The sequence below is a fragment of the Aerococcus sp. Group 2 genome, from assembly GCF_905125285.1.
Taxonomy (GTDB): domain Bacteria; phylum Bacillota; class Bacilli; order Lactobacillales; family Aerococcaceae; genus Aerococcus; species Aerococcus urinae_E.
The window spans coordinates 157,738-183,180 of sequence record NZ_CAJHPA010000001.1 but is presented as its reverse complement, the minus strand read 5'-3'; the positions used below and the strand labels follow the sequence as shown (position 1 = coordinate 183,180).

Here is a 25,443-nt window from a genome sequence, read left to right as displayed (position 1 = left end):
TATACAATAAGGTAAGGATGTGAGGAAGGATCAGGGAGGGAGATTCCTTGGAAGAAAAGATGAAAAGGTCAGAAATAAGGATGTGAGATCGCCGTCAGAGACTTGAATTGCTGGAGGAAAATACCAAAAGCACAGCACGACTGTGCGTTGGAATTTTCTGAAGCAACTTCAAGGCTGGCGTTCGAACTCAACTTGCTGACCGTTCAACTTTTCTGAAAGGACATCCCCTCACCCTTCCGAACTCAACTGGGACTGTGCGTTGGTATTTTCTGAAGCATCTTCAAGTCTTGTGTCCGAACTTAACTAAAAGAATGTGAGGGCACCGCTAAGGACTTGAATGACAAGGCAAGTTATTACCTAACCGAGGAGGATTTGAACAGCTTTCGTTAAAGATCAACTGTTTAAAAGATATTTCAGATCAGCCCTTTGATAGGCTTTACTTCGAATGCGCACAAAGAAAAGGAGGCTAGATCTCTCGTCTAGCCTCCTTCAATTAACTTTATTAAGCAGTTTCTACTGCGAGTATTCTAACACTGAAAGCCCCGCCTGGAGTTTCAATTTCCACTTCATCGCCAACTTTTTTGCCAATTAAAGCATTTGCTATTGGTGACTCATTTGAAATTTTACCACCAAGAGGATCTGCCTCAGCTTTACCGACAATTTCGTATTCTTCCTCTTCACCATCAGGAAGCTCTTGAAATTTAACCCGTTTACCAATGCTTACTGTATCCTTGCCCAAGGCATCAGGGTCAACAATTTCAGCATAACGGATCATATTTTCGATTTTAGCAATTTGACTTTCCAAAATGGATTGTTCATTTTTAGCGGATTCATATTCTGAATTTTCTGATAGGTCCCCAAATGAACGAGCAACCTTGATTCGGCTAATCACTTCAGGGCGCTTATTTAATTTTAAATCTTCTAATTCCGCTTCTAAACGTTCCTTACCTTCTACGGTCATTGGGAAAGTTTGTTCTGACATCTAACATTCTCCTAACACATACGATTAAAATATACAAAATAATACCATATTACTAACTTTTTAGCAATGTAAATATGGCTTTTTATTGTTCTTGAAGCTTGGCATCCTCTGGACTAACGTATTCTTGGACTAATTGATCATGTTCTTCGTACGTTTTTGAGAAATAGACATTCCCAGTGCTTAAATCAGCTACGAAATACATATAATCATTAGGGGTAGGATTTAAGGCCGCTTGAATAGCACTTTCACTTGGGTTATTAAAGGGACCAGGTCCTAAACCAGTATTTTGGTAGAGATTATATGGCGAATCAATCATGGTATCTTCGATAGTCACATAGGTAGAATGCTCATTATGGGCATAATTCAAGGTAATATCCGATTGTAGGGGCATATTCTCGGCTAAACGGTTATAGAAGACTCCTGATACCATCTTACGATCTTCGTCAGTAGAAGCTTCTTTCTCAATAATTGAAGCCAGGGTTAAGATTTCATGCCAAGAAAGGCTCTGTTGTTTTAAAGCATCACTATACTTTTGTCGAATAGTCTCACTAGCTGCCAGCATTTTGTCGACAAAACTTTCTACGGTATCGGATTGAGTTAATTCATAGGTAGCCGGGAAAAGGTAACCTTCCAAAGGATAGCGTAATTGGTCATTATTCACCACATCTTTGAGTAATTCTGGGTACTTAGTCGCTTCTTCTGCCAATAAGTTCTCCGAATTAATCCGCTTCAAGGCTTCTTCCTGAGTAATTCCAAAATAATCTGCCATCACTTGAGCAATTTCTTCAACATTCATGCCCTCTTTGACTAAGACCGCTTGGGTAGCCGGACCTTGGGCATGTGAGAGTTGATTCATGACTTCACCAAAGCCAGACGAGGTTTTCAATTGATAGGTTCCTGCCTGAATTGGATCATGATTGGATAGACGGAGGTAGATCTTAAAGAGGCTTTCATTAAAAATGACATCATTTTCGTTAAGAATATGAGCAATTTGACTAGCACTTGCTCCCTGAGGAATGGTCACCTGAGTTTCTTTTTCCTCTCCAAAGCCGCCAGTAGCTACTAAGGTTCCCATTAGTAGAGCAAAGACAATACAGATAAGGAGTAAAGTAATAATAATCCAGCGGATAATCCGATTAGCCTGAACATTTTCTTGATTTTCTAAAGCATTGACCCTAGCCTGGTCTCGCTTTACTCTTTTTTTCTTTTCTTCATCATTAAACATCGTGCTTCCTCATTTCATAATAAAAAGACTCTGCCTTGAACAAAATAAGCTATTATGCATTTTACTGATAAAGATGCTATTTGTAAACTTAGAGCCAAAAATTTAACCAGAATGAAACATTTATCCTATCATCACATAAAAAGAGGCGGTGACCAAAGTCACAGCCCCGTATGTCAACTGCCATTAATAATAAAAGAGAATATGACCTCATATCATATTCTCTTTACTTGGCTTATTGATTTAAGTTTGGGTCTTGAACGAAAGTGTTAAACACTTCCTCTACCATATCCCATTCTTCTTCACTTTCAATTGGCAATAAGCTACCTTCTCCGTCTTCGCCCTCTTCATAGGCATAGGCTTCGATATTTAACTCTTCGCCTTCCTCTTCGGCTGGGTATACTAAGACGTAAGATTTATTCAGATCTTTCGAGTCGAAACTAAAGAGAATTTTATATAAACGCTCATTACCTTCTTCATCATATAAAGTAATTAAATTATCTAAATCTTCAGCCATACAATGCTCCTTCATACTAATGTGAATGACTATCTAAATAGTTCTGTAAAATGAGAACAGCAGCTAACTTATCGATTACCTTTTTACGTTTTTTTCGACTCACATCTGCCGCCTCAATCAGAAAGCGTTCCGATTGCTGGGTAGTTAACCGTTCATCCTGATAAAAAACTGGTAAGTCGAATAATTCAATAGCCATATCTCCATAGTGACGCGATGCTTCAGCTCGAGGGCCTTCTGTGTTATTCATATTTTTAGGCAATCCAATAACGATCTTTTCCACTTGATAATCTTCAATTAATTGCCTTAAGCGTGAAAACCCGAATTCCCCTGCTTCTTCGTCAATTTTAATGGTTTCGATTCCTTGGGCAGTCCAGCCAAAAGGGTCACTTATGGCTACGCCGACCGTTTTAGAACCCACATCCAAACCCATAATACGCATGCTTATTCTCGACCACTTTGCTTCATATAGCTTTTAACAAGTTCTTCTAATAACTCATCGCGTTCATGGTAACGAATAAGATTTCTAGCTTGATTGTGACGTGGGATATACGCAGGATCGCCAGATAATAAGTATCCTACAATTTGATTGATTGGATTGTAGCCCTTGCTTACTAGGGCGTCGTAAACTATTTCAAGTGTCTCTTTTACATCTTTTTCTTTACTTTCATCGAAGCGAAAGAGTACTGTTTCATCTTTTCCACTCATTTAGACACCTCCACATCATTTTGAATCTATTGTAACGAAAAATCTAGCGACTAACAAGCACTTTATTTATTCAGAACTTCCTCTAAAGCCTTAAGCGCATCAGGAATACCGGCTGGGTTCTTACCACCTGCTTGGGCAAGTTCAGGACGACCGCCCCCGCCACCATTAATATATGGAGCAAGTCCCTTAATGATGTCACCAGCCTTTAAGCCTTCTTTAACCTTGTCAGCTGAAACAGCAACTAACATGTTGGCTTTATCTCCGTTAGCTGTAGCGAGAACGAGGACATCTGAATAGTTATTTTGTTTCCATTCGTCACTAATCGCCCGCAAGTCATCCATGGTTTTGTGGTCAAGTTCTTCAGCAATGTAGCGTACCCCGTTGCTTTCTTTAACGGCATCAAATATTTGACTAGCAGCCATTTGGTTAGCCTTAGCATGGAGAGATTCTACTTCAGATTCTAGGCTCTTACGCTCACCTTCCAATTGTTGGAGACGGTGTGGTACATCTTCCGCTTTTTTAACCTTCAAATCATCGCGAACTTGGTTTAAGAGACCTAACTTAGCTTCATAGTATTCATAAGCAGCTTTTGAAGTCAATGCTTCAATTCGGCGTACTCCAGAACCAATCCCTGATTCGGAAATAATCTTAAAGAGGCCAATGAATCCGGTATTCTTAACGTGGGTCCCACCACAAAGTTCCATGGACCAGTCATCAATATTAATCACGCGAATTTCATCATGTAATTTAAGGTATTTTTCGCCGAAGAGCGCGATGGCCCCATGTTCCTTAGCCGCCTTAACCGTGGTAAAGATGGTTTCAACCGGGATTTGTTCCCAAATCTTTTCATTAACCCGTCTTTCAACTTCTTCAAGTTGGTCTGGACTCACTTGTCCAAAATAAGTGAAGTCAAAACGGAGATAATGGTCATCAAGTAAGGACCCTGCTTGGTTAACTTGTTCACCTAAGACATCTTTTAAGACCCGGTGTAATAAGTGAGTAGCGGTGTGATTATTACGGATTAAGCGACGACGAGCGCTGTCCACTTCTAAGCGAACTTCTTGGCCTACACTAATTGGTTGAACGGTGTCAATATAATGTAAGTTTTGGTCATTAGGAGCGTGTTTAGTATCACGGATATACCCTAATAATTCGCCATCCAAATTGTAAAGCTTACCTGAGTCACCAACTTGTCCACCACGTTCACCGTAGAATGGTGTCTTTTCAGCAATGAAATAGGCCTTGCTATTGGCTGGTGCTTCCTGACTGATTTCATCTTGGTAAACAATGGCGTTAATCTTAGTTTCTGTAACATCTTCTTCATAACCGGTAAAGTGAGAAGGCACATCAATTTCACCGAGCACAGTTGATTGAACCGCTAGGCCACCTTGGTCTTTTCTAGCCGCACGTGCCCGTTCCTTTTGTTCCTCCATGGCCTGATTAAAGCCATCAATATCAACAGAAAAACCTTTTTCAGCCAGGTATTCCTCAGTCAGTTCTAATGGGAAACCATAAGTATCGTATAATTTGAAGGCGGATTGGCCGTCAAGTGAGTTTTCACCAGATTCTTCTAATTCAGCGATTTTGTTTTTAATAATATTTTCACCATCAGCGATGGTTTCTTGGAAACGTTTTTCCTCACGATCAACGACTTCTTGAATAATGGCCTCTTTTTCTTTTAATTCTGGATAGTGTTTTTCCATCTTATCTGCCACAATTGGAACCAATTTGGCCAAGAAACTCCCTTGGATGCCTAAACGACGACCGTACATCACACTACGACGGATTAAACGGCGTAAAATATAGCCACGGCCTTCATTTGATGGTAAGGCGTTGTCCCCCACTGCAAAGCTAACAGCGCGGATATGGTCAGCAATAACCTTCATTGCAGTATCCGTTTCTTTACTTTCCCCATATTTTTTACCATCAGACAATTTTTCAACAGCTTCAATGAGTGGGAACAAAAGATCTGTTTCGAAGTTTGTTGGGGTTTCTTGTAGGACAGAGGCGATCCGTTCCAGTCCCATCCCAGTATCCACGTTATGTTGTTTTAATTTTTCATAGCTACCATCGGGCATGTGGTTAAATTCAGAGAAAACGATGTTCCAGATTTCTAGATAACGTTCATTTTCTCCCCCAGGAAACATTTCTGGATCATCATCGTCAAGATCTTGATAAGCTTTCCCCCGGTCAAAGAAAATTTCCGTATCGGGACCACAAGGACCGGCACCTAAATCCCAAAAGTTATCTTCTAAAGAAACAAAGTGATCTTCTGATAAACCAGTCACCTTTTGCCATAATCCATGGGAGACATCGTCATCTGGATAGTAGGTCATATAAAGTAGTTCTGGATCAAGTCCTAGCCATTTTTCATCAGTTAAGAATTCCCAAGCCCAAGGAATAACCTCTTCTTTAAAGTAATCCCCTACTGACCAGTTACCGAGCATTTCAAAGAAGGTTTGGTGGCGAGCGGTAACGCCTACATTTTCAATATCGTTGGTCCGAATACATTTTTGCGCATTAGCAATTCTTGGATTTTCCGGCACTTCTGACCCATCTAAGTAATGTTTTAGGGCAGCAACCCCGGAGTTCATCCAAAGTAAAGTAGGATCGTTGTCTGGAACTAAGGAAGCACTAGGGTAGATATCGTGTCCCTTGCCCTTCCAAAAATCCATCCACATTTGACGTATTTCTTCACCCGTTAATTTCTTCATGATGTATTAAAACCTCCTATAAAATAAAAAAGCACGTTGATGTTATTAGATGAGGGCGCCGTAGCACGGTACCACCTCATTTATAACATCAACGTGCGATATTATGTCTTCATTAAATACTGGATAACGCGAGTAGCGGCAAATTTTCATTTGCATTGTCAAAAGGGAGCATTTCTATTACTGAGTGCTTTCACCACAGATGCACTCTCTCTATCAACTAAATAGAAACATGTCCTTTTCAATCATTAAAGCGAATTTATTATACGCTTTTTAATTTTCATTTGTCAACTATTAATGATTCCTAGCGAATAAGAAAACTAGTCTACATAGGAAGTTTCTTTATCTCCCAACCAGGAATAAACATAGCCAATGACAAAGCCACCACCAACAAGGTTACCTAAGAAAGTAAAGACAAAGTTCTTAAGCACATTAGCCAAGGTCATCCCGTCAACAGGGCCTCCATTGGAGAAGAAAGCTAATGGGAAGGAAACAAAGTTAGCAATCACGTGTTCGTAACCTAAGAAGGCAAAAATAAAAATAATAAAGAGAATCGCATAAACCCGGCCATCAGCGTTAACCATCCGATTGCTAGCAACCACAGCACTATTAACGATAATATTAGCTAAAATCCCCTCAATAAAAATTGTAAGCGCTGATTTAACAAATTTTCCTGAAACTGCTGTAAATAAATAATGATCAGCAGGTAAATCTTGGAAAATCGTGGTTCTTGAGAAAATATAGGCACAAACAAGGCCACCAATAAAATTAAATAAAACACAAATCATTAAAATCGTAAAAGCCTTTTGCCAGCTGATGTATTTTTTTCGTGCTCCAACTACCAAAAAGTTCATATTAGCAGTCGCTAATTCACCATTCATATAAATAATAAGTACCAATGACCATGCAAAAAAGAAGGCAAAAGTAAATTTACCTAAGCCTGGCGCTACTAAGTTCGCTTGTTGGGCAGTCATCATAGCGATTGCTGTCCCAAAAGTTAAGAATAATGTTGCATATACACTCCTTAGCGCATATCTCCAAAAACTTTTATCAAAAAGTTCTGTCTTCTTCTCCACATTATCAAAAGTTAAAGGGCCTAGAATTCCTTTCTCAGGGCGCTTGCCATTAATATAAGCCATTGCCGTCAGTCCTTTCTAAATGAGCTAAATTTCTAGCCTAATTAAATAAATCCAATACTCACATTTTATCGATATTTTAAGAAATAAACAAGATTTTTGCAATATTTGAATAAATTTATTAGTTTTTATAAACTCATGATCAGCAAATTTAGCCTCTATCTGCTTTAATTAGACTTTTTCAGGTACTTTTAGCATGTGGGCAGTAAAAGAGAAAAAATAAAAAAGATGATCTCCTTGCTTAAAAATCATAGGGACTGATGCCTTCCATACAAATTAAAGGATCGATCTGACCACTTTCAAGTAAGGCAGGGGTTAACCAATCGACTTGCACATTCATTCCCGAGTTCCCAGGATCCTCTTGCTGGTCCCCTGACTTATCCCCTTGAGACCTGGTATTTTGATCCTGACTAGGACTTGCTTCACTTGGCTGCGAGTTCAGTTTAGGAAGTAATTCGTCTTCTTCAAGTAGGGAGCGGTAAAGGTTAGTATGGCGTTGGCTGGCCTGGGTTTGAATGGCAGATTGGAAGGCTTGGACTTCACCGCAGAGAATTAAGGATTGCTTAGCCCTGGTGATCGCTGTATAGAGCAAATTGCGTTGCAGCATGCGTTGATATTGGCTGATTAAGGGGAGGATAACGATAGGAAATTCGCTTCCCTGCGATTTATGAATTGAGACGCAATACGCCAAGGTTAACTGGTTAAAATCTTGCCGGTTGTATGTGACCTCATTGCCGTCGAAATCAACCACTATTTCATCACTTTGGCTGGTCGTTTCCTTGGCATAAAATATCGCCACGATTTCTCCCATATCCCCGTTAAATACATTCATTTCAGCTTGGTTTTGCAACTGCAAGACCTTATCACCTAAGCGAAAGAGACGGTTGAAGTGGCTAAGTTGGCGCTTACTTCCATCAGTATTTGGATTTAAGCTTTCCTGCAATTTCTGGTTAATCTGATCGATGCCGGCCTGACCCTTATACATGGGAGCTAAAACTTGAATATCTTTAACATCATATTCTTTTTCAAGAGCGCGTTTAGCCACCGCTGCGATAAAATCAGCTAAGTGGAAATAATCCACACGGAAAAATGACCGGTCAGCCTTATTTTGGGTAAGATCGACTGGCATTTCCCCATTTTTTATATCATGAGCCAATAGAGTGATGGTTGAATTAGCATCTTGACGAAATATTTCGTCGAGCTCACGCCAGGTGATTGTCTGACTTCTCAAGAGGTCAGAAAGCACTTGTCCTGGGCCGACTGAGGGCAGTTGATCTTTATCCCCTACCAAGATAATTTGCATATCATCAGGAACCGCTTCTAATAACTGAAAAAATAACCAGGTATCTACCATGGACATTTCATCAATAATCAGTAAGTCCCCTTCAATAGTCTCTTTATCAGATGTTATGATATTATTTTCATCTTCTTCACCGGTGAGACCGATTAAACGATGAATAGTGGTTGCTACTAGGCCAGTAGTTTCACTCATCCGCTTGGCAGCGCGTCCAGTTGGAGCTGCCAAACGAATAGGAAAGTCACTCGGATCATAATCCCCTAGGCGGATATCATTTAACCGGCAATAAATATCGATAATTCCTTCTAATACCGTGGTTTTTCCCGTACCCGGTCCCCCGGTTAGAATAAATAATTTCTCTTCTAGGGCTTCGATAATTGCCTTCCTTTGAGCGGGTCCATATTGAATACCTAATTTTGCTTCGGTTTCCTCTATTTCATTAGCCAAATTATCATTCTCATATTTAGGCTGAGTTCGTTCATTCTTGATACGTTTTAAACGTTTAACAATCCCTTTCTCTGCATAATAGAGACTAGGAAGAAAATAACCCTCTTCAGTCGCAATCACTTCATTGGTATCTACCAAGTCGCTCAAGCTATCAGCCACTTGCTGCATGTCAACCATTTGCAAATTCATTTGGCTTTTATTTAATAGATTGAGAACCTGCTGGAATAGTTCTTCCTTCTTAACATAAGTATCCCCATTGCTATAACAAATCGTTTCTAATGAAAAAGTAATCGCCCCTTGGATGCGTAAAGGCGAGTCATAGGCAAAGTCTAAACGTTGGGCCAGTAAATCAGCCTTTTGAAAACCAAAACCCTGAATATTTTTAACCAAGAAATAGGGATTTTCTTTAATCAATTCAACCGCTTCATCTTGGTATTTAGCATAGATCTTGCCTGCTAAATGGTTGGAAAAGCCCATCTCCGATAATTGAATAAAGGTATCCTCATTGCCACGATTAGCCTTTACTTTCTCATGAAGCATTTGCTGTTTATTTTTCGTCAGGCCCTTAACTTCTTTCAAACGTTCGGGTTGATTTACAATTAAGTCAATGGTCTTCTCACCTAAGGTATTGACCACACGTTCAGCCAGTATTTTTCCAATTCCTGGAAATTCATCGCTGGATAAATATTTGATTAATCCATCTTTACTGGTAATTTTTATCCCTTCATAATGGGAGACTTTAAATTGGACACCGTACTTAGGATGATCAACCAAGTTACCAAAGAACTGGTAAGTAGTCCCGTCCTGGATAGTCCCAAAATTTCCTGTCACGACAATATTTTTTTCGGAGTAAAGGGTGTTGGTGTCATCAACCGTAATCCGCATCACCCGATAATAATTATCTGGATTAGAAAAAAAGGTAGCTTCAACTTCGCCGATGAAATAATCTTCCGTTACTGTCATACCCTTATCCCTCCTAGTCATAATCTTTGGATATTATATCACAGAATTTCAGTGGATTTATCCTCCCCCCCAGTTTGCCTTCTGATCGCCTTTCTTCTATTAAAAGACTAACTATACCATTTTCGCTCTTTCACACCCTTAATAAAGAAAAAAGCTGTATCTTAGCTTCTAGCTTCCAAGTTAGATAAGGTCTTCCTGGATAAGCCAAAAACTAGTTACAGCTGTTTCTTGAAATCATCCTAATTTATAGCCTGCTTTTAGAAATGATTCATCTATTTTATTATTGGTATTGTAACTTTTTATCATCCTTATAGGCAGCGTCAATGGTTGCTCCCCCTAAACAGACTTCATCTTGGTAGAAAACTACCGACTGTCCTGGTGTAATAGCCCGAACTGGCTCTTCAAAATCTACCCTTAACTGATCATCAGACAAAAAGCTAACTTTTACTGGGATATCTTTTTGCCGGTAACGGAACTTAGCGGTGCAGGTAAAGTCTTCACGTGGGAAATGGTCACTGGTAAAGGAAACTTCACTGGCTAATAAGTAATCAGCATAAAGCAAGGGATGATGGTATCCTTGGCCGACATAGAGTTCATTTTTAGCCTGGTTTTTCCCGATAACAAACCAAGGTTCATTATTACCAACCTTGGTTCCTCCGATTCCCAAGCCCTTACGTTGACCGATGGTATAATACATCAGCCCATGGTGCTCAGCCATCACTTGGCCGTCTAAGGTTTTCATTAAACCAGGTTTAGCTGGTAAGTAATTGGAAAGGAAGGCATTAAAGTCGCGCTCACCAATAAAACAGACCCCGGTGGAATCCTTTTTATGGGCCGTCTTTAGATTATGATCTTCGGCAATTTTTCGCACTTCCGACTTTTCTAATTCGCCAATTGGAAATAGCGCGTGCTGTAATTGCTCTTGTGACAGTTGGTTTAAGAAGTAGGTTTGATCCTTATTACTATCAACCCCACGAAGCAACTCCACTTCGCCTTGGTCATTTGTTCTCACCCGAGCGTAGTGGCCCATAGCCACGTAATCTGCTCCTAGGTCCAAAGCATAATCGAGGAAGGCCTTGAATTTAATCTCTTTATTACACATGACGTCTGGATTAGGGGTACGGTCATGACGATATTCATCGAGGAAGTATTCGAAGACGCGGTCCCAGTATTCTTTTTCAAAGTTGACTGAATAATAAGGAATACCTATCTGACTAGCTACGGCTTGTACATCCCGGTAATCTTCGGTTGCTGTACAAACGCCATTTTCATCAGTGTCATCCCAATTCTTCATGAAAATACCAATGACGTCATATCCCTGTTCTTTCAGCAAAAGCGCGGAAACACTGGAATCGACTCCCCCACTCATACCTAGAACAACTTTTTTATTTTTCTTATCACTCACAACATCACCATCTTTCTTAACAAAATTTACGATTGAAGGTCGCACGTTTTGTTGTGTTGATAATCTTAGATAAGCCTCAATCGCCTTATCCAGGTAGTAATCATAACAATTTACGTAAAAAACTCAAGTCATTTGATTGAATTTTTATTAAATCTTCAAATGCCCTTGAGTTTTGAGAATGATTATATGTCCAATTTTAGTCTTCACTGATTGCTAAGACTTGCTTGTCAACTAAGTCAGCTAAAATTTCCTCTAAGCGTTTGGCTAAATCTGCCATATCGGAATTTTGGTAAACATTAACCGCCTTCAGCCCCGTCTTATTAGTGACGTTCATTTGTAACTTATCCACTGATTTATCAATTTGAACTTTTAATAAGAGATAGTGACTGGCTTGAAATTCTGGACGAATAGGAATTTCAATTTGATAATTACCTGCCTTAGTGGAAGTAAATCCATAGTCCCGCAAAGTATATGCCTTGCAGTTAGGATGGACTTGATAGGTTTTTTGACTTCCTTTTAATTGTTCTTTTTCTTTAAAAGCCATTTCATTCCTCCTTAATTTGTTTACACTATAACTAAGCAATGCTTAATAAAATGTCTAAGAATTTATCGATTTCTTCTATTGTGGTCAACTGACCGAATGAGATACGAATGCTTTGACTGATCCGGGGGCTTTCTTCACCAAACATCGACACTAAAATCCGACTCGGTTCTAGCGACCCAGCTGAGCAGGCTGACCCAGCCGATACATAAACGTCTTTTAAGTCTAATTTAATCAGGACTTGATCGCTGGGATGATTTGGCCAGTAAACATTTAATATATGGGCTAGTTCAGCTTCCTTAGGACCATTAATTTCAAATTCTAAGCCGCGCGCTTTGGCCTCTTTGAGGAGATAATTCCTTAAATCAAGCAGCTTTTGATGATGGTCATTCCTAGCCTGGTAGGCGATTTCAATGGCCTTACCCATGGCCACAATTCCAGGCACATTTTCAGTACCGGCCCGATGGCCATGTTCTTGGCCTCCCCCTCTTAAGTAAGGAGTAAAATCACTCACTGCATTACGGTAATAGAGGAATCCTACCCCTTTGGGCCCATGGAATTTATGGGCAGAGACGCATAAGCCATCGATATGCATGGCTTCAACATCAATAGGGACGTTGAGATAGGCTTGGACCACATCTGTATAGAAAAATAGGTGGTGATCTTGGCAAATATCTCCAATGGCTTGGATATCTTGGACGGAGCCAACTTCGTTATTCCCTGCGATAATCGAAACCATAATGGTATCATCTTTAATGGCGTCCTTTAAGGCTTCAATTGAGATATGACCATACTCATCAAATGGCAGGAAAGTGACCTCAAAGCCTTGTTTTTCCAGATATTTTGCCGTCTTATAACTTGAAGGATGTTCAGCTTCGGTGGTAATAATATGACGGCCATGCTTCGCTAACCGTTTTGCGGTTTGTATCAAGGCACTATTAGTGGATTCAGTTGCCCCACTGGTAAAAATAATATCGTCGGCCTGAGCATTAATCGTCTCCGCTATATTCTCTCTTACTCGAGTCAATTGTTCATGTGATTGGCGACCAATCCGGTAGGTACTTGATGCATTGCCATAATTTTCACGCATGGCCTGGTTCATGGCCTCAATAACTGGTTGGGTCATCGGTGTGGTTGCTGCATAATCAAGATAGATCATTCGTTCGCTTACCCCCTTGTTTTTCACTATTGTATCACTATCTGGTCCTAGACAACAGAGGAAAAGCTAAAAGCAGTCTTTTTAAAAACGGATGTGTTATACTGGTTGACGTTATCAAGCACTTAGAAAGGAGTTTCAGTGTGAATAAACAAGCCCCCCTAGCCTACAGAATGCGACCGAAGACCCTAGAAGAAGTTGTTGGTCAAGAACACCTAGTTGGCCCCGGTAAAATCATCTGGCGGATGGTTAAAGCGAAGCAGTTAAGGTCAATGATTTTATACGGTCCTCCTGGTATTGGTAAAACATCAATAGCTAGCGCTATTGCCGGTTCCACTAAGTTAAGTTTTCGGCAATTGAATGCGGCAACAGATAATAAAAAGGCCTTACAAGAAGTCGTGGCTGAAGCAAAGTTTTCCGGCAGTCTTATTTTAATGTTAGATGAAATTCACCGCCTGGATAAAACAAAACAAGACTTTCTCCTCCCGCATTTAGAAAGCGGGCTATTAATTCTGATCGGGGCAACCACCGAAAACCCTTATATCAATATCAATCCTGCTATCCGGTCACGGACACAGATTTTTGAGCTCCACCCTATAGAGGCTGATCAAATCAAAGTAGCTATTGACCATGCCCTCGAAAATAAAGAACGGGGCCTCGGCAAGTACCCTATTCAATTAAGTAATGAGGCCAGGGACTACTTAGCCAATTACTCCAATGGCGATTTACGGTCAGCACTCAATGCATTAGAACTAGCGGCTTTATCAACTGAGGAGAATGCTGAAGGCCAAATTCTGATCGACTTAAGCGTAGCAGAGGAATGTTTACAAAAGAAGGCCTTTGACCATGATGAAGATGGTGACATGCACTATGATGTGGTCTCTGCCTTTCAAAAAAGTATTCGTGGCAGTGATGTCAACGCTGCCCTTCATTATGCCGCCCGTTTAATTGAAGCTGGTGATTTGAACAGCCTCTGCCGGCGTTTAATGGTATGTGCCTATGAAGATATTGGCTTGGCTAACCCCGAAGCCTGTCAGCGGGCGGTCACTGCCTGCCAAGCTGCCCAGAAAATTGGACTGCCAGAAGCCAGGATTCCTTTGGCTCACGCTATTATAGACCTGTCACTATCCCCTAAATCCAATTCAGCCATTCAAGCCATTGATCAAGCCTTAGCAGATATTCGTTCAGGAAAAGCTGGCGTCATCCCTAAACACCTCCGCGATGCCCACTACAGTGGTGCTAAGAAATTGGGAAGAGGAACTGCTTACAAGTTCCCCCACGATTACCCCAACCATTGGGTCGCTCAAGATTACTTACCAGAAACCTTGGCGGACAGGCAATATTACCAGGCCTGCCAAACAGGAAAATATGAACAAGCCTTAGAGCAAATGCGGCAAATGCGAGAAAAGCAAAAATAATTTTTATAAGCGATAAATCCAGTATAAGATGTTGTCACTTCAAGCATTCCTGCTTGCCAAAAAGCCCTAGACATGCTAAATTAATAGTAATGTAAGTTCTCTAAGATATGCGTGCATCTTTTAAATGTGCTGACCGAACAACTACTATCTAGGGATCTGCGAGCTCCAATGGATGTTACGCCTCTATTACGTGGACAACTGAAGTTGGATACCGGAACCCACCTGCTATATCGCGGGTTCAGACAGATAGAATTTCCACGGTATCATTGGAGGCTTACATAAAAATAATCGAATTATTTTTTAGCCTAGGTGTGAAAGCCTAGGTTTTTTCAATAGGAATATTATTTAAAGTTAATTTTTTTATCCGCTTTCATGCTATAATAGCTATAGAGAGAAAAAGAAAGTGAGGGATCCTTATGTATAAGAATTACGAACATATATTGACACCTGTGGATGGTTCCGATGAAGCTGAATTAGCCTTCAAAAAAGCGGTAGAAGTTGCCTTACGTAATGACGCTGAATTAATCATTACTCATATCGTTGATACACGCTCGATTCAAACAACTACTGGTTACGAAGGCACCCTATCCGATGAATTAGTCAAACAAGCTAAAGCATTACTTAATGACTACAAGAAATATGCATCGGAAAAAGGCGTAAAAGAAATCCAAACCGTCATTGATTATGGTTCACCAAAGGTTCAAATTGCTAAAGAACTTTCCAAAGAATACCATGCTGATTTAATCATGATTGGTGCAACGGGACTAAACGCTGTGGAACGCCTCTTCATTGGTTCTGTTTCAGAATACGTCATCCGTAATGCTAATTGTGATGTCTTAGTGGTAAGAACTGACTTAGACAATGTTAAACATGAAAAAGGCAAAAAAGCATAAAAACTAAAGCCAGCAGTAATTAAAAGGCCTCACATCTTAAAGTGAGGCCTTTTTTACTGCTTATAAAATCTTTCTTTATAAATATTATTACCAATCATTAGGGGATCCACTGAAAGACAATGGCAGCTAGCACACCTCCAATGATTGGTCCAATAACAGGTATCCAGACATATGACCAGTCTGAATCACCTTTATGACGGATTGGTAAAATCGCATGGGCAATTCGAGGCCCTAAGTCGCGGGCTGGATTAATCGCATAACCCGTCGGCCCTCCTAAGGAAGCCCCGATGCTGACAATCAATCCCCCTACCAAGGCAGTAGACAAACCAGGAGCCAGGTCATTTTGAGCAAAGGACATGATTCCAAAAGTTAAAATAAAGGTCCCAATCGCCTCACTGATTAAATTGTTAGCTGGTGCATAAATCTCAGGAGCGGTAGCAAAGCTTCCTAATATCATGTCAGGATCTTCTGTTACATTAAAATGATCCCGATAATGAAGCCATAAAATCACTGCCCCTAAGAAAGCACCTAGCATTTGCCCAATAATATAGGCGGGCACTGAGGGCCATGGTGTCGAACCTTCAATCGCAAAGGCAATAGTCACTGCTGGATTAAGATGGGCAGGGCTTAAATAACCTGAAGCATAGGCAGCCACCATAACCGCCAAGCCCCAGCCAATTGTTATGGTTAACCAGCCAGCATTATGTCCCTTGGTCCGTGCTAAATTGACATTAGCGCAAACCCCATCCCCTAAAAGGACCAAAATGAGTGTCCCTAAAAACTCACCGATTACTTCTGTCGCCATCCTACTTCCTCCTCTATCAAATCGTTATCTTATTAGCCATTAGCCTTCTTCTTTAAGTAAACTAGGTCATTTTTGGCCAGTGCTTCTTCTAATTCCTTTTGGTAAGCTTGACGACTTTGATCATCCCAGTCAAAATAATCACTCATGGTTTGAACGACTGGTTCAAGTAAATGGTCTAAGCGGTCACGCATGAAGAGCATGTAGTTGGTCCGACGTAAAAAGTAATCAACAGGGGTAAGAACCATTTCCTCTTCTAGGGCATAGTAGAGCATGATGGTTTCAGCTAAAGACAAGCCTTCAATCTCTGGCACTTGGTCAATTAAGGCATATACCTTAGGCACATTAGATCCGTAAAAGGCTGCTAGATAATAAGCTTCTTCCTTAGATAAACCTCTTTTTACCCCCATTTGAGCATAAGAGGAGAACTCTCCTTCGATATTAGCCGGATTAATTTCCCCACCAGAAACAGGATAGGTTTTTGAATTAATTAGGCGGAAGGATTTATCGTATTCCTCTTTGAGGAGCTTAATAATTTTTTCCATAGCCCCGGCAGCCATCTTCCGGTAGTCGGTAATCTTTCCACCGGCTAGGGTAATTAGTCCGTTATCATCACGTTCTAGACTAGACCCCCGTGATACTTGAGAAGGGTCTAGAGTTTCTTCTGATAGGGAACCTTCCAAGTTAGCGACAGTACGTTCCACTTGGTCTCGTGTTTTTTCTTCATTTAAGTAACCCTTAACCACAGCAATTAAATCCTCAAAGCTTTGGTCATTAATTTTACCTGAGTCTCCACCATTATAGTCAGAAGCACTATTGCCAGCGATTAGGGGTCTTAAACCAGCCCAGGAGGACTCAATATCATCGATACTTATCTTAGCCTCAGGGAAGCGATTGTTGACAGCACCAATGAGATAGTTAACATCATCTTCTTCTACTTGAGGATGTTTGTAATCTCCCCGGTAGTCGGTATCAGTCGTACCAAAATAGGTCTTGTCTTCCCGAGGGATGACGAAGATCATCCGTCCATCATCATAACCCGAATCAAAATAAACTGGCTGACTAACTTTTAGACGGCTGGCATCAATAACCAGGTGAATCCCTTTAGTAGGACGCATCATTTCGATACGGTTGTCTTCTTCATCGAGATTGCGGGTTTCATCACTCCATGGTCCGGTCGTATTAATGACATAGCGGGCATGAATATCAAAGCTTTCATTACTTAAATGATCCAGTGCCTTTACGCCATTGATCTTGCCCTCTTGGTCGTAAAGATAGCCGATCGCTTCTACTCGACTAGCAACTAGGGCACCATCTTGGTGGGCTCTTTTGATATTTTCAATCACTAAACGGATATCGCTATTGTTAAAGTCTAGATATTGGCCTCCACCTTGTAAGCCTTCTTCTTTTAAACCTGGCACATGTTGGAGAACTTCTTCTTTGGATAGAACGGTATTGGCATAGCTAGAATCGCTCACCCCAGCTAAGGAATCATAGAGGTCCATAGCTACTTTCAAGCGAAACATGGTAAAAGTAGCGCCCTCTTCATCGTAGATGGGAATAACCATCGGGTCAGGTTTAGGAATGTGAGGGGCAATTTGTTGAACGACTGCCCGTTCACTAACCGTATCGGCAACCACTTCCACATCAAAGTTTTTTAAATAGCGGATACCACCGTGGACTAGCTTGGTGGACCGACTACTGGTGCCTTCTGCAAAATCTTGCATGTCGATTAAACCGGTTTCTAAACCACTCGCTGCTGCTTGCAAGGCTACCCCTGCTCCAGTAATTCCGCCGCCAATGACCAATAAGTCTAGGGTACGTTCTTGTAATTTGGTCAGAGCTTGTTGTCTATTTTTAACAGAAAATGTCATCTGATAATACCTCCATCATAAGCTTTAGTCTCTTTCTTCTTCATTTGCTGTAAAGACGCGGGTGGCTTTTACTGCCTGTTTCCAACCACGATAAAGTTGTTCTTTATGGGCATTATTCATTGAAGGGGTAAAGTTTTGTCCAGTACTTTGTAAGCTCTTCAATTCATCAGTATCTTTCCAAAAGTCCACTGCTAAGCCTGCTAAATATGCGGCACCTAAGGCAGTAGTTTCTAGGTTTTTAGCCCGAGCAATTTCAATACCTAGAATATCCGCTTGGAATTGCATAAGATAATCATTCATAGCAGCTCCGCCATCGACCTTTAATAGGTTAATATCAATACCTGTATCTAGTTCCATGGTATCGATAATATCCCGAGTCTGATAGGCTAAAGACTGCAAAGTCGCCTTAACAAAGTCATTGCGGTTCGTTCCCCGAGTGAGACCAAAAACGGCTCCCCGTGCCCTGGAATCCCAGTGAGGTGCTCCGAGGCCAGTAAAAGCGGGTACCACATAAACCTCATCATCATCTTTAGATTGTTTAGCCAGGTCTTCTGACTGAGGGGAGTCCTCAATCAAACCCATTTGGTCTCTGAGCCATTGGATCGCTGAACCGGCCACAAAAATCGATCCTTCTAGGGCATAAGTGACTTCTCCATTCATTCCGTAGGCGATAGTGGTCAACAGATTATTCTCTGAGACTTGAAAATCAGACCCCATATTCATAATGATAAAGGCACCCGTGCCGTAGGTATTTTTCACCATACCTGGCTCTAAAGCAAGTTGACCAAACAAGGCAGCTTGTTGGTCCCCCGCCATTCCAGCAATCGGAACCTCCGCACCATAAAAGTGGAAAGGAATCGTTTTGCCGTAAACTTCTGAATTGGATTTGACTTCAGGCAGGAGTTCACGTGGAATATTTAATAAGTCTAAGATTTCCTGGTCCCATTCTAAATCCTTCACGTTGAACAGCATGGTCCGACTAGCGTTCGAATAATCCGTCACATGGACCGCGCCGTCGGTTAATTTCCAGACGATCCATGTATCAATGGTCCCAAAGAGTAATTCTCCATTTTCTGCTCGCTCTTGAGCGCCATCGACCTGGTCTAAGATCCAACGAATTTTAGTCGCTGAAAAATATGGGTCAACCACCAAACCTGTTTTCTCTTGAATCATGTCTTTATGGCCATCAGCGATGAGTTGGTCAGCTATACTGCTAGTTTGACGCGATTGCCAGACAATGGCGTTATAAATAGGACGCCCAGTTTCCTTGTCCCAAATTACCGTCGTTTCCCGTTGATTGGTTATCCCAATTCCTTTGATTTGACGCGGCTTAATTCCCGTCTCAATAAAGGCTCCGGCAATGACTGACTGGACAGAGTTCCAAATTTGATTGGCATTGTGTTCCACCCAACCAGGCTTAGGAAAGATTTGGTCAAATTCCTTTTGATAGGAACCGATACTTTCCCCTTGGTGATTATAAATCACGGCTCGTGTACTTGTTGTTCCCTGGTCTATTGCTAAAATGTATTCTTCCATTTCACAGCCTCCTTTTAGCTGAAAACACCAACTAGGGTCATTATAGTGAAAGCGATTACATTTTGTACAGTAAATTGTTTTTATCACTGGAATTTTTCTTATAAAAGCCCAATAAAGGCAATTTTTGAAAACAATAATGTTTTTTTCAGGAGACAATAAAAAGCAAGCAGCCTGAGCTACTTGCTTGAAGTCAGTTTGTTTATTTAATATTTCCTAAACGAACCGTATCACGAACGATCATTAATTCTTCGTCAGTTGGGATGACAAAGACTTGCACTTTAGAATCATCGGTTGAAATTAAACCTTCTTCAACAGATTCGTTACGTTCCTTGTCTAATTCAATACCTAATCTATCAGTATTTTCTAGGACTGCTTGACGGAATTCTGGAGAGTTTTCCCCCACACCAGCTGTAAAGACAATGGCATCCGCTCCATTTAATTCGAATAAGTAGGAACCGATGTAACGTTTAACTGCATTGACATAAACCTCTAAGGCAATTTTTGCCCGTTCATTACCTTGGTCAGCAGCTGCTTCAACGTCACGCATGTCAGAAGATACCCCTGATATGCCTAATAAACCAGATTTATTATTAAGAACGGCAAGCATTTCTTCCATGCTTAGATTTTCTTTACGCATAACAAATTCCAGTAAAGAAGGATCGACATCACCTGAACGGGTCCCCATAACAACCCCTGCTACTGGGGTGAAGCCCATGGACGTGTCAATGGATTGGCCGCCTTGAACAGCGGTAATCGAAGCCCCATTACCAATGTGGCAGGTAATGATGTTAACCTCTTCAACGGATTTGTCCATTAATTCTGCAGCACGTTGGGAAACATATTTATGTGAGGTGCCGTGAGCCCCATAACGACGCGCACCATATTTTTCATAGTATTCATAAGGAGTTCCATAAAGATATGCTTTTTCAGGCATAGTTGTATGGAATGAAGTATCAAATGCAGCGACTGCTGGTTTGTCAGGAAGTAATTCTTTGAAGGCACGGATGACTTGCGCTTCAGCGGGGTTATGAAGTGGTACATATTCACTCACCTCTTCAATTATTTTGAGGCCTTCTTCGTCGATCAGAGCTGATTCCTTGAATTTTTCACCACCGGATACGACGCGGTGACCGGTACCAGCAATCTCATCGTAATCTTCAATGATGTTCAAGCTTTCTAACTTATCTAATAAAGTTTTAGTTGCTTGGTCATGATCCATCACATCTTTAACGTCTTGGTGCTTTTCACCATTATATTTAATGGTAATATTGGAATCACCTAGACCAATACGGTCAATCACACCAGAAGCAACAACTTCTTCACTAGGTATTTCATAAATAGAAAATTTTAAACTGGATGATCCAGCATTTAAAGCAAATACTTTAGACATATATGAACTCCTTTTTTAGATATTTTACACAAGCTTATTTTATCATAAAATAGGCGCTTACATTGCTATAAATACAAGAATTGCCCTAGTAAATATCTCCTAGAACAATAGCTAATCACTTATAGCAGATTCGCCTAGATTATAGGAAAAATAGCTTTCCTACACGTTTACTATAACGATTAGGCCTGAAATTGGCAAATAAGTCCGCCTGAAAATAAAGGAAATTTTGCCTAGATGGTAATCGCTCAATATCCAGCAAGCAAGCAGCCTCTATAGCTTAAGTGAGCAAGCACTTGCTAAAGTATTTTTCATTATTCTGAGAAAGAAATAATAAAAAAATTAAATAAACTTGTAAAAATTTCTGCAAACGGTTACATTATAAGTGTAGGTTAACCATTTTAGATAATATATAGCTATATTATTCACAAATTCATGATAGGAGGAATTGTATGTCAGAAATTCATGATGCTAAAATTATTTTAATCGGTGATGGTTCTGTCGGATCAGCTTTTGCTTACCACAATGTCATTACTGGTGTTGGCCGTGAACTAGGTATCATCGATATCAATCAGGAAAAGGTCTATGGTGATGTTCTTGATTTAGAAGACGCTACGCCTTTCTCTCCGCGTAAACACATCTTCCAAGCGACCTACGAAGACTGTAAGGATGCCGATATTGTTGTCTTTACTGCTGGTATTCCTCAAAAACCAGGTGGAGAAACCCGTCTCGACTTAGTCGACAAAAATTTACCTATCTTTAAAGACATGGTTGGTCAAGTGGTCGACTCCGGTTTTGATGGGATTTTTGTAGTAGCTTCCAATCCAGTTGATATCTTAACTTACGCCACTTGGAAATTCTCTGGTTTCCCAAGTGAAAAAGTAATCGGTACCGGTACCTCACTCGATAGTGCCCGCTTTAGAGTTGAAATTGCCAAGGCCTTAGATGTTGATCCCCGTGATGTGACTGCTTATATCCTCGGTGAGCATGGTGATACAGAATTTGGTGCATGGTCTCACGTTCTTGTTGGTGGCCAACCCATTGAGAAATTTGCTACCAGCGATAACCGCCTTGACCAACAAGCCCGTCAAGATGAAATTACCGACTATGTAAGAAATAAGGCCTATGACATTATTAACGGTAAAGGAGCTACCTATTATGGTATCGGTAGTTGTATCAACCGTATCTGTCGGGCTATTTTGAATAATGAGCGAGCTACCCTACCCGTTTCGGCCCTGCTTGAAGATAACTACCAACAAGACGATATCTATATTGGTACGCCTGCGATTATAGGTAGTCAAGGGATTGAACAAGTGATTGAATTAGAATTAACCGAACGTGAACAAGGTTTCATGGATAACTCAGCCAATGCGATGCGTAAAATTATCGAAGATTCCTTTGCAAAACTAGAAGATAAGTAGTGACTCACAAAGCAGTTAAAAGAGCGCTGGGTTTTCCCAACGCTCTTTTTTAGCGATCGATGAGACTTATGGGGCCTCGACATTTCCCACAAGCGTATTTTTTTATATTCATCCTTCGCTGACGATAATATTTTTGACCGCAGCGCTTACAACGATAAATATATCTGGGGACATTATCCCCTAAAGCTGGAGTAAAGCGTAAGCCGTCAACTGATTTAAGTAAGTCTTTAAAGGCCTTATCTTTATGCTGGTAAGGCTGCCCCCTATGAAATAAATAGTAATGACAAAGCTCATGCTTAATGATTCCTATTAAAGTATCTTTCCCTAAAATTTCTAAGACTTTGGGATTGAATTCTAAACGATCTTGGCGGGGAATGAAACGCCCTCCTGTCGTGCGCAAGCGCGGATTCCAAGTCACCTGTCCCTGAAAGGAAAAAGCAAAATTTTGGGCAGCCATTTTTCTAACTAAGTGTTCTAAGTCTTGCTCTTTCATTTTACTTTCCTTTCTAAAGGCCCTCGACTTAAAAGAAATTTCTTGATGCCTCTCATTCTGGAAAGAAATATCTCAAACCATCAACACCTTATTATTGAGGTGCCAACATCGTTAGGCCGATGCGCCCTTTTTGAACATCAACGGAATCCACCCAAACATCAATGATGTCTCCCACCGCAACGACAGCTTGGGGATCTTTGACAAAATGATGACTCATTTTTGAAATATGGACCAAACCATCTTGCTTAACCCCTATATCAACAAAGGCGCCAAAATCGACCACATTACGAACTGTCCCTTGTAAAGCCATACCTGGCTTGAGGTCTTCCAGTTGGACGACATCCTGGCGCAGCACTGGGCCTGCCACTTGACTACGGGGGTCACGCCCTGGAACTAAGAGCGCTTTTTGGATGTCTTTTAGGGTTTCTCGACCTATGTCATACTTTTGGCAAAGGCGATTAATATTCCAATTTTTAATTTTTAAATGGATGTCATCATCTCTAATAGTATTCGGGTCAATGTTATCAGCAGCTAGGATGGCTTCAGTTACGGCATAAGACTCAGGGTGGATACCGGTATTATCGAGGAAATTCTTTCCTTCTGCAATCCGTAAAAAACCAGCTGCTTGTTCAAAGGCTTTTGGTCCCAAACGCGGAACATCATGTAGGTCCTTACGGGATTCAAATTTTCCGTTTTCGTTTCGATAAGTCACGATATTCTTAGCAACCGTCTTGGTAAGACCAGCGACATGACTCAAGAGTGAGGCTGAAGCGGTATTTAACTCCACACCCACCCGGTTAACCACTAATTCAACGGTAAAGTCTAATTGATCATTTAATTTAGTCTGGTTCACGTCATGTTGGTACTGACCGACACCGATTGCTTTAGGGTCAATTTTTACCAATTCTGCCAGAGGATCCTGCAAGCGACGACCAATACTTACTGCTGAGCGTTCTTCTACTTGATAATCAGGAAATTCTTTACGGGCAATTTCACTGGCTGAGTAGACTGACGCCCCGCTCTCGCTAACTATGGTATAGCGACAACTTAACTGATTGTCTTGGATCATTTGGGCGACAAATTCTTCCGATTCCCGGCTGGCTGTCCCATTACCAATCGCAATAATGCCAATGTGATATTTTTCAATCAAGTCTGTGACCGTCTTTGCTGCAGCTTCCTTTTTATTATGTGGCGGTGTAGGATAAACCACGGTTTTGTCCAAAACCTGACCAGTTTCATCTAAAACAGCTAACTTACAACCCGTACGATAGGCTGGATCCCATCCCAATACTACTTGCCCCTTTAAAGGCTGTTGCATCAATAGATTTTTCAAGTTTTCACTAAAATTATCGATGGCGTGGTCTTCTGCCGCTTCTGTGACCTGGGTACGAATGGCACGAAAGGCTTGCGGTAAAAGGAAACGATCCAGACTATCATCGATAGCCTTTTCTAGCAGAGGGACAGCGATTGAATCTTTAGCTATTAAATCAGCACTGATTGCTTGTATCAAAGGCTCGGTCTTAATGTCTAAAGAAACGCTGACCACTTTTTCTTTTTCTGCCCGGTTAATCGCTAGGACCTGGTAAGATTTGAGCTCACTTAGCGGGGCAGCAAAGTCATAATAAATCGCATAGGTTTCTTTTTCATCTTCGGCTTGGGACCGCTTTTTACTAGCTAAATAGCCTTTTTCCCAGACATATTGCCGGCTATGGGAACGATACTTAGCCACTTCACTAATCCATTCACACAGGATCTCGTGGGCTCCGTCTAGGGCCGCTTCTACCGAATCTACCTGGTCATTGATATATTTTTCAGCTTCTTCTTCAATCGACCCGGAGAGTGGGTTTGTCTTTAACCAGTCCGCTAGGGGCTCTAAACCCTGCTCTTTTGCCTTAGTGGCCTTAGTCCGCCGTTTCTTCTTATAGGGAGCATATAAGTCTTCCAAGGCCTGTAATTGGTCGGCTTCTAGAATTTCCTTCTTTAAGGCATCAGTTAATTTGCCCTGCTCATCAACGGCTTTAATAATAGTCTCTTTGCGTTCTTCTAAATGTTCTTGGTATTCATAGGCCTCCTGAATCGATTGAATGGCTACTTCATCTAAGGAGCCGGTTCGCTCTTTACGGTAGCGAGCAATGAAGGGTACCGTATTGCCTTCATTAAGCATAGTAATTACATTTTCAATTTGATAGCTTTTATAATCGGGCAGTTCTTGCTGCAACTTTTCGATTAATTGATTAGTCATAAAGCTCCCCCTTTCAACCTATTTACTATAACTTGACTTGCCCTTCTTGTCCATGGCTTTTATCAGCTCTAGCGATCACTGAGAGACTAAGCCCAATCATTCAAGACTTTCTCTAGTGCTGGCAATTGAAATCAAGGCGCCTTTAGCTTATAATAATTGCATAGCTTAGTGTAAAAGCACATAAGGGAGTAACCAGCAGTTCGCTGCGATAGTATCAACAACAGTAATCAAGCAGAGGCCCTGCTGGTGCTATCTTAAATGGTGAGACTTATGCTACAGGAATGTAGTATAAGTC

20 protein-coding genes and 1 other RNA gene are annotated in these 25,443 nt (G+C 41.0%); 4 read left to right on the top strand and 17 right to left on the bottom strand.

Annotation, left to right across the window (positions count from 1 at the left end; genetic code table 11):
• Positions 1–502: 502 nt before the first annotated feature.
• From greA to JFU01_RS00720, 11 genes are all read right to left on the bottom strand, one after another.
• The gene (gene greA / locus JFU01_RS00770) at positions 503–982 is read right to left on the bottom strand and encodes a transcription elongation factor GreA (RefSeq protein ID WP_060778338.1); all 480 of its coding nucleotides are present in this window, start codon (positions 980–982) and stop codon (positions 503–505) included.
• Between the two features lie 82 nt (positions 983–1,064).
• A complete protein-coding gene (mltG, locus tag JFU01_RS00765; RefSeq protein WP_230086917.1) occupies positions 1,065–2,207 on the bottom strand; it encodes an endolytic transglycosylase MltG in 1,143 nt (380 codons plus the stop codon).
• Positions 2,208–2,439: 232 nt separating this feature from the next.
• Entirely contained in the window at positions 2,440–2,736 is a 297-nt protein-coding gene (locus tag JFU01_RS00760; protein WP_049776749.1) for a DUF1292 domain-containing protein, read from the bottom strand.
• A gap of 1 nt (position 2,737) precedes the next feature.
• Complete coding sequence (gene ruvX / locus JFU01_RS00755) at positions 2,738–3,160, bottom strand: Holliday junction resolvase RuvX (RefSeq protein WP_060778339.1); 423 nt, start codon at positions 3,158–3,160, stop codon at positions 2,738–2,740.
• A gap of 2 nt (positions 3,161–3,162) precedes the next feature.
• A complete protein-coding gene (locus JFU01_RS00750) occupies positions 3,163–3,426 on the bottom strand; it encodes an IreB family regulatory phosphoprotein (protein WP_013669229.1) in 264 nt (87 codons plus the stop codon).
• Positions 3,427–3,488: 62 nt separating this feature from the next.
• A complete protein-coding gene (alaS, locus tag JFU01_RS00745) occupies positions 3,489–6,140 on the bottom strand; it encodes an alanine--tRNA ligase (RefSeq protein WP_195855456.1) in 2,652 nt (883 codons plus the stop codon).
• A gap of 317 nt (positions 6,141–6,457) precedes the next feature.
• Positions 6,458–7,276, bottom strand: coding sequence for a formate/nitrite transporter family protein (locus JFU01_RS00740; RefSeq protein WP_195855455.1), 819 nt, complete (start codon positions 7,274–7,276; stop codon positions 6,458–6,460).
• 238 nt (positions 7,277–7,514) lie between these two features.
• Positions 7,515–9,980, bottom strand: coding sequence for an SF1B family DNA helicase RecD2 (recD2, locus tag JFU01_RS00735; RefSeq protein WP_195855454.1), 2,466 nt, complete (start codon positions 9,978–9,980; stop codon positions 7,515–7,517).
• A gap of 280 nt (positions 9,981–10,260) precedes the next feature.
• Complete coding sequence (mnmA, locus tag JFU01_RS00730) at positions 10,261–11,385, bottom strand: tRNA 2-thiouridine(34) synthase MnmA (protein ID WP_195852855.1); 1,125 nt, start codon at positions 11,383–11,385, stop codon at positions 10,261–10,263.
• Between the two features lie 196 nt (positions 11,386–11,581).
• A complete protein-coding gene (locus JFU01_RS00725) occupies positions 11,582–11,929 on the bottom strand; it encodes a DUF1831 domain-containing protein (protein ID WP_111821729.1) in 348 nt (115 codons plus the stop codon).
• A gap of 31 nt (positions 11,930–11,960) precedes the next feature.
• Positions 11,961–13,085 carry a cysteine desulfurase family protein gene (locus tag JFU01_RS00720; protein ID WP_195855452.1) on the bottom strand — a complete coding sequence of 375 codons (1,125 nt, stop codon included), beginning with the start codon at positions 13,083–13,085 and terminating at the stop codon, positions 11,961–11,963.
• A gap of 170 nt (positions 13,086–13,255) precedes the next feature.
• Between JFU01_RS00720 and JFU01_RS00715 the strand changes: the two genes are divergently transcribed.
• The 3 genes from JFU01_RS00715 to JFU01_RS00705 all read left to right on the top strand — a co-directional run bounded on the left by JFU01_RS00715 (position 13,256) and on the right by JFU01_RS00705 (position 15,393).
• Positions 13,256–14,500 carry a replication-associated recombination protein A gene (locus JFU01_RS00715; RefSeq protein WP_195855694.1) on the top strand — a complete coding sequence of 415 codons (1,245 nt, stop codon included), beginning with the start codon at positions 13,256–13,258 and terminating at the stop codon, positions 14,498–14,500.
• A 94-nt stretch (positions 14,501–14,594) separates the two neighbouring features.
• A non-coding RNA gene (gene ssrS, locus JFU01_RS00710) (6S RNA) lies at positions 14,595–14,777 on the top strand.
• A 139-nt stretch (positions 14,778–14,916) separates the two neighbouring features.
• Positions 14,917–15,393, top strand: coding sequence for a universal stress protein (locus JFU01_RS00705; RefSeq protein ID WP_195855451.1), 477 nt, complete (start codon positions 14,917–14,919; stop codon positions 15,391–15,393).
• Between the two features lie 97 nt (positions 15,394–15,490).
• Here JFU01_RS00705 and JFU01_RS00700 read toward each other — a convergent pair whose 3' ends face one another.
• The 4 genes from JFU01_RS00700 to JFU01_RS00685 all read right to left on the bottom strand — a co-directional run bounded on the left by JFU01_RS00700 (position 15,491) and on the right by JFU01_RS00685 (position 20,995).
• Positions 15,491–16,198 (bottom strand): MIP/aquaporin family protein, encoded by a 708-nt coding sequence (locus tag JFU01_RS00700; protein WP_198434169.1) that lies wholly within the window; start codon positions 16,196–16,198, stop codon positions 15,491–15,493.
• Positions 16,199–16,230: 32 nt separating this feature from the next.
• Positions 16,231–18,069: a type 1 glycerol-3-phosphate oxidase gene (glpO, locus tag JFU01_RS00695; RefSeq protein WP_195855449.1), complete on the bottom strand. Its 1,839-nt coding sequence runs from the start codon at positions 18,067–18,069 to the stop codon at positions 16,231–16,233.
• A 24-nt stretch (positions 18,070–18,093) separates the two neighbouring features.
• Positions 18,094–19,605, bottom strand: a complete 1,512-nt coding sequence (gene glpK, locus JFU01_RS00690) for a glycerol kinase GlpK (RefSeq protein ID WP_195855448.1) — start codon at positions 19,603–19,605, stop codon at positions 18,094–18,096.
• 199 nt (positions 19,606–19,804) lie between these two features.
• The gene (locus JFU01_RS00685) at positions 19,805–20,995 is read right to left on the bottom strand and encodes an acetate/propionate family kinase (protein WP_195855447.1); all 1,191 of its coding nucleotides are present in this window, start codon (positions 20,993–20,995) and stop codon (positions 19,805–19,807) included.
• 449 nt (positions 20,996–21,444) lie between these two features.
• Here JFU01_RS00685 and JFU01_RS00680 point away from each other — a divergent pair, with 449 nt between their 5' ends.
• Positions 21,445–22,413: an L-lactate dehydrogenase gene (locus JFU01_RS00680; protein ID WP_195854564.1), complete on the top strand. Its 969-nt coding sequence runs from the start codon at positions 21,445–21,447 to the stop codon at positions 22,411–22,413.
• A gap of 49 nt (positions 22,414–22,462) precedes the next feature.
• On the opposite strand, the gene JFU01_RS00675 is transcribed toward JFU01_RS00680, so the two are convergent.
• Both JFU01_RS00675 and JFU01_RS00670 read right to left on the bottom strand, forming a co-directional pair.
• Entirely contained in the window at positions 22,463–22,906 is a 444-nt protein-coding gene (locus JFU01_RS00675) for a SprT family protein (protein WP_195855446.1), read from the bottom strand.
• A gap of 91 nt (positions 22,907–22,997) precedes the next feature.
• A complete protein-coding gene (locus tag JFU01_RS00670; protein WP_195855445.1) occupies positions 22,998–25,148 on the bottom strand; it encodes a Tex family protein in 2,151 nt (716 codons plus the stop codon).
• Positions 25,149–25,443: the final 295 nt, after the last annotated feature.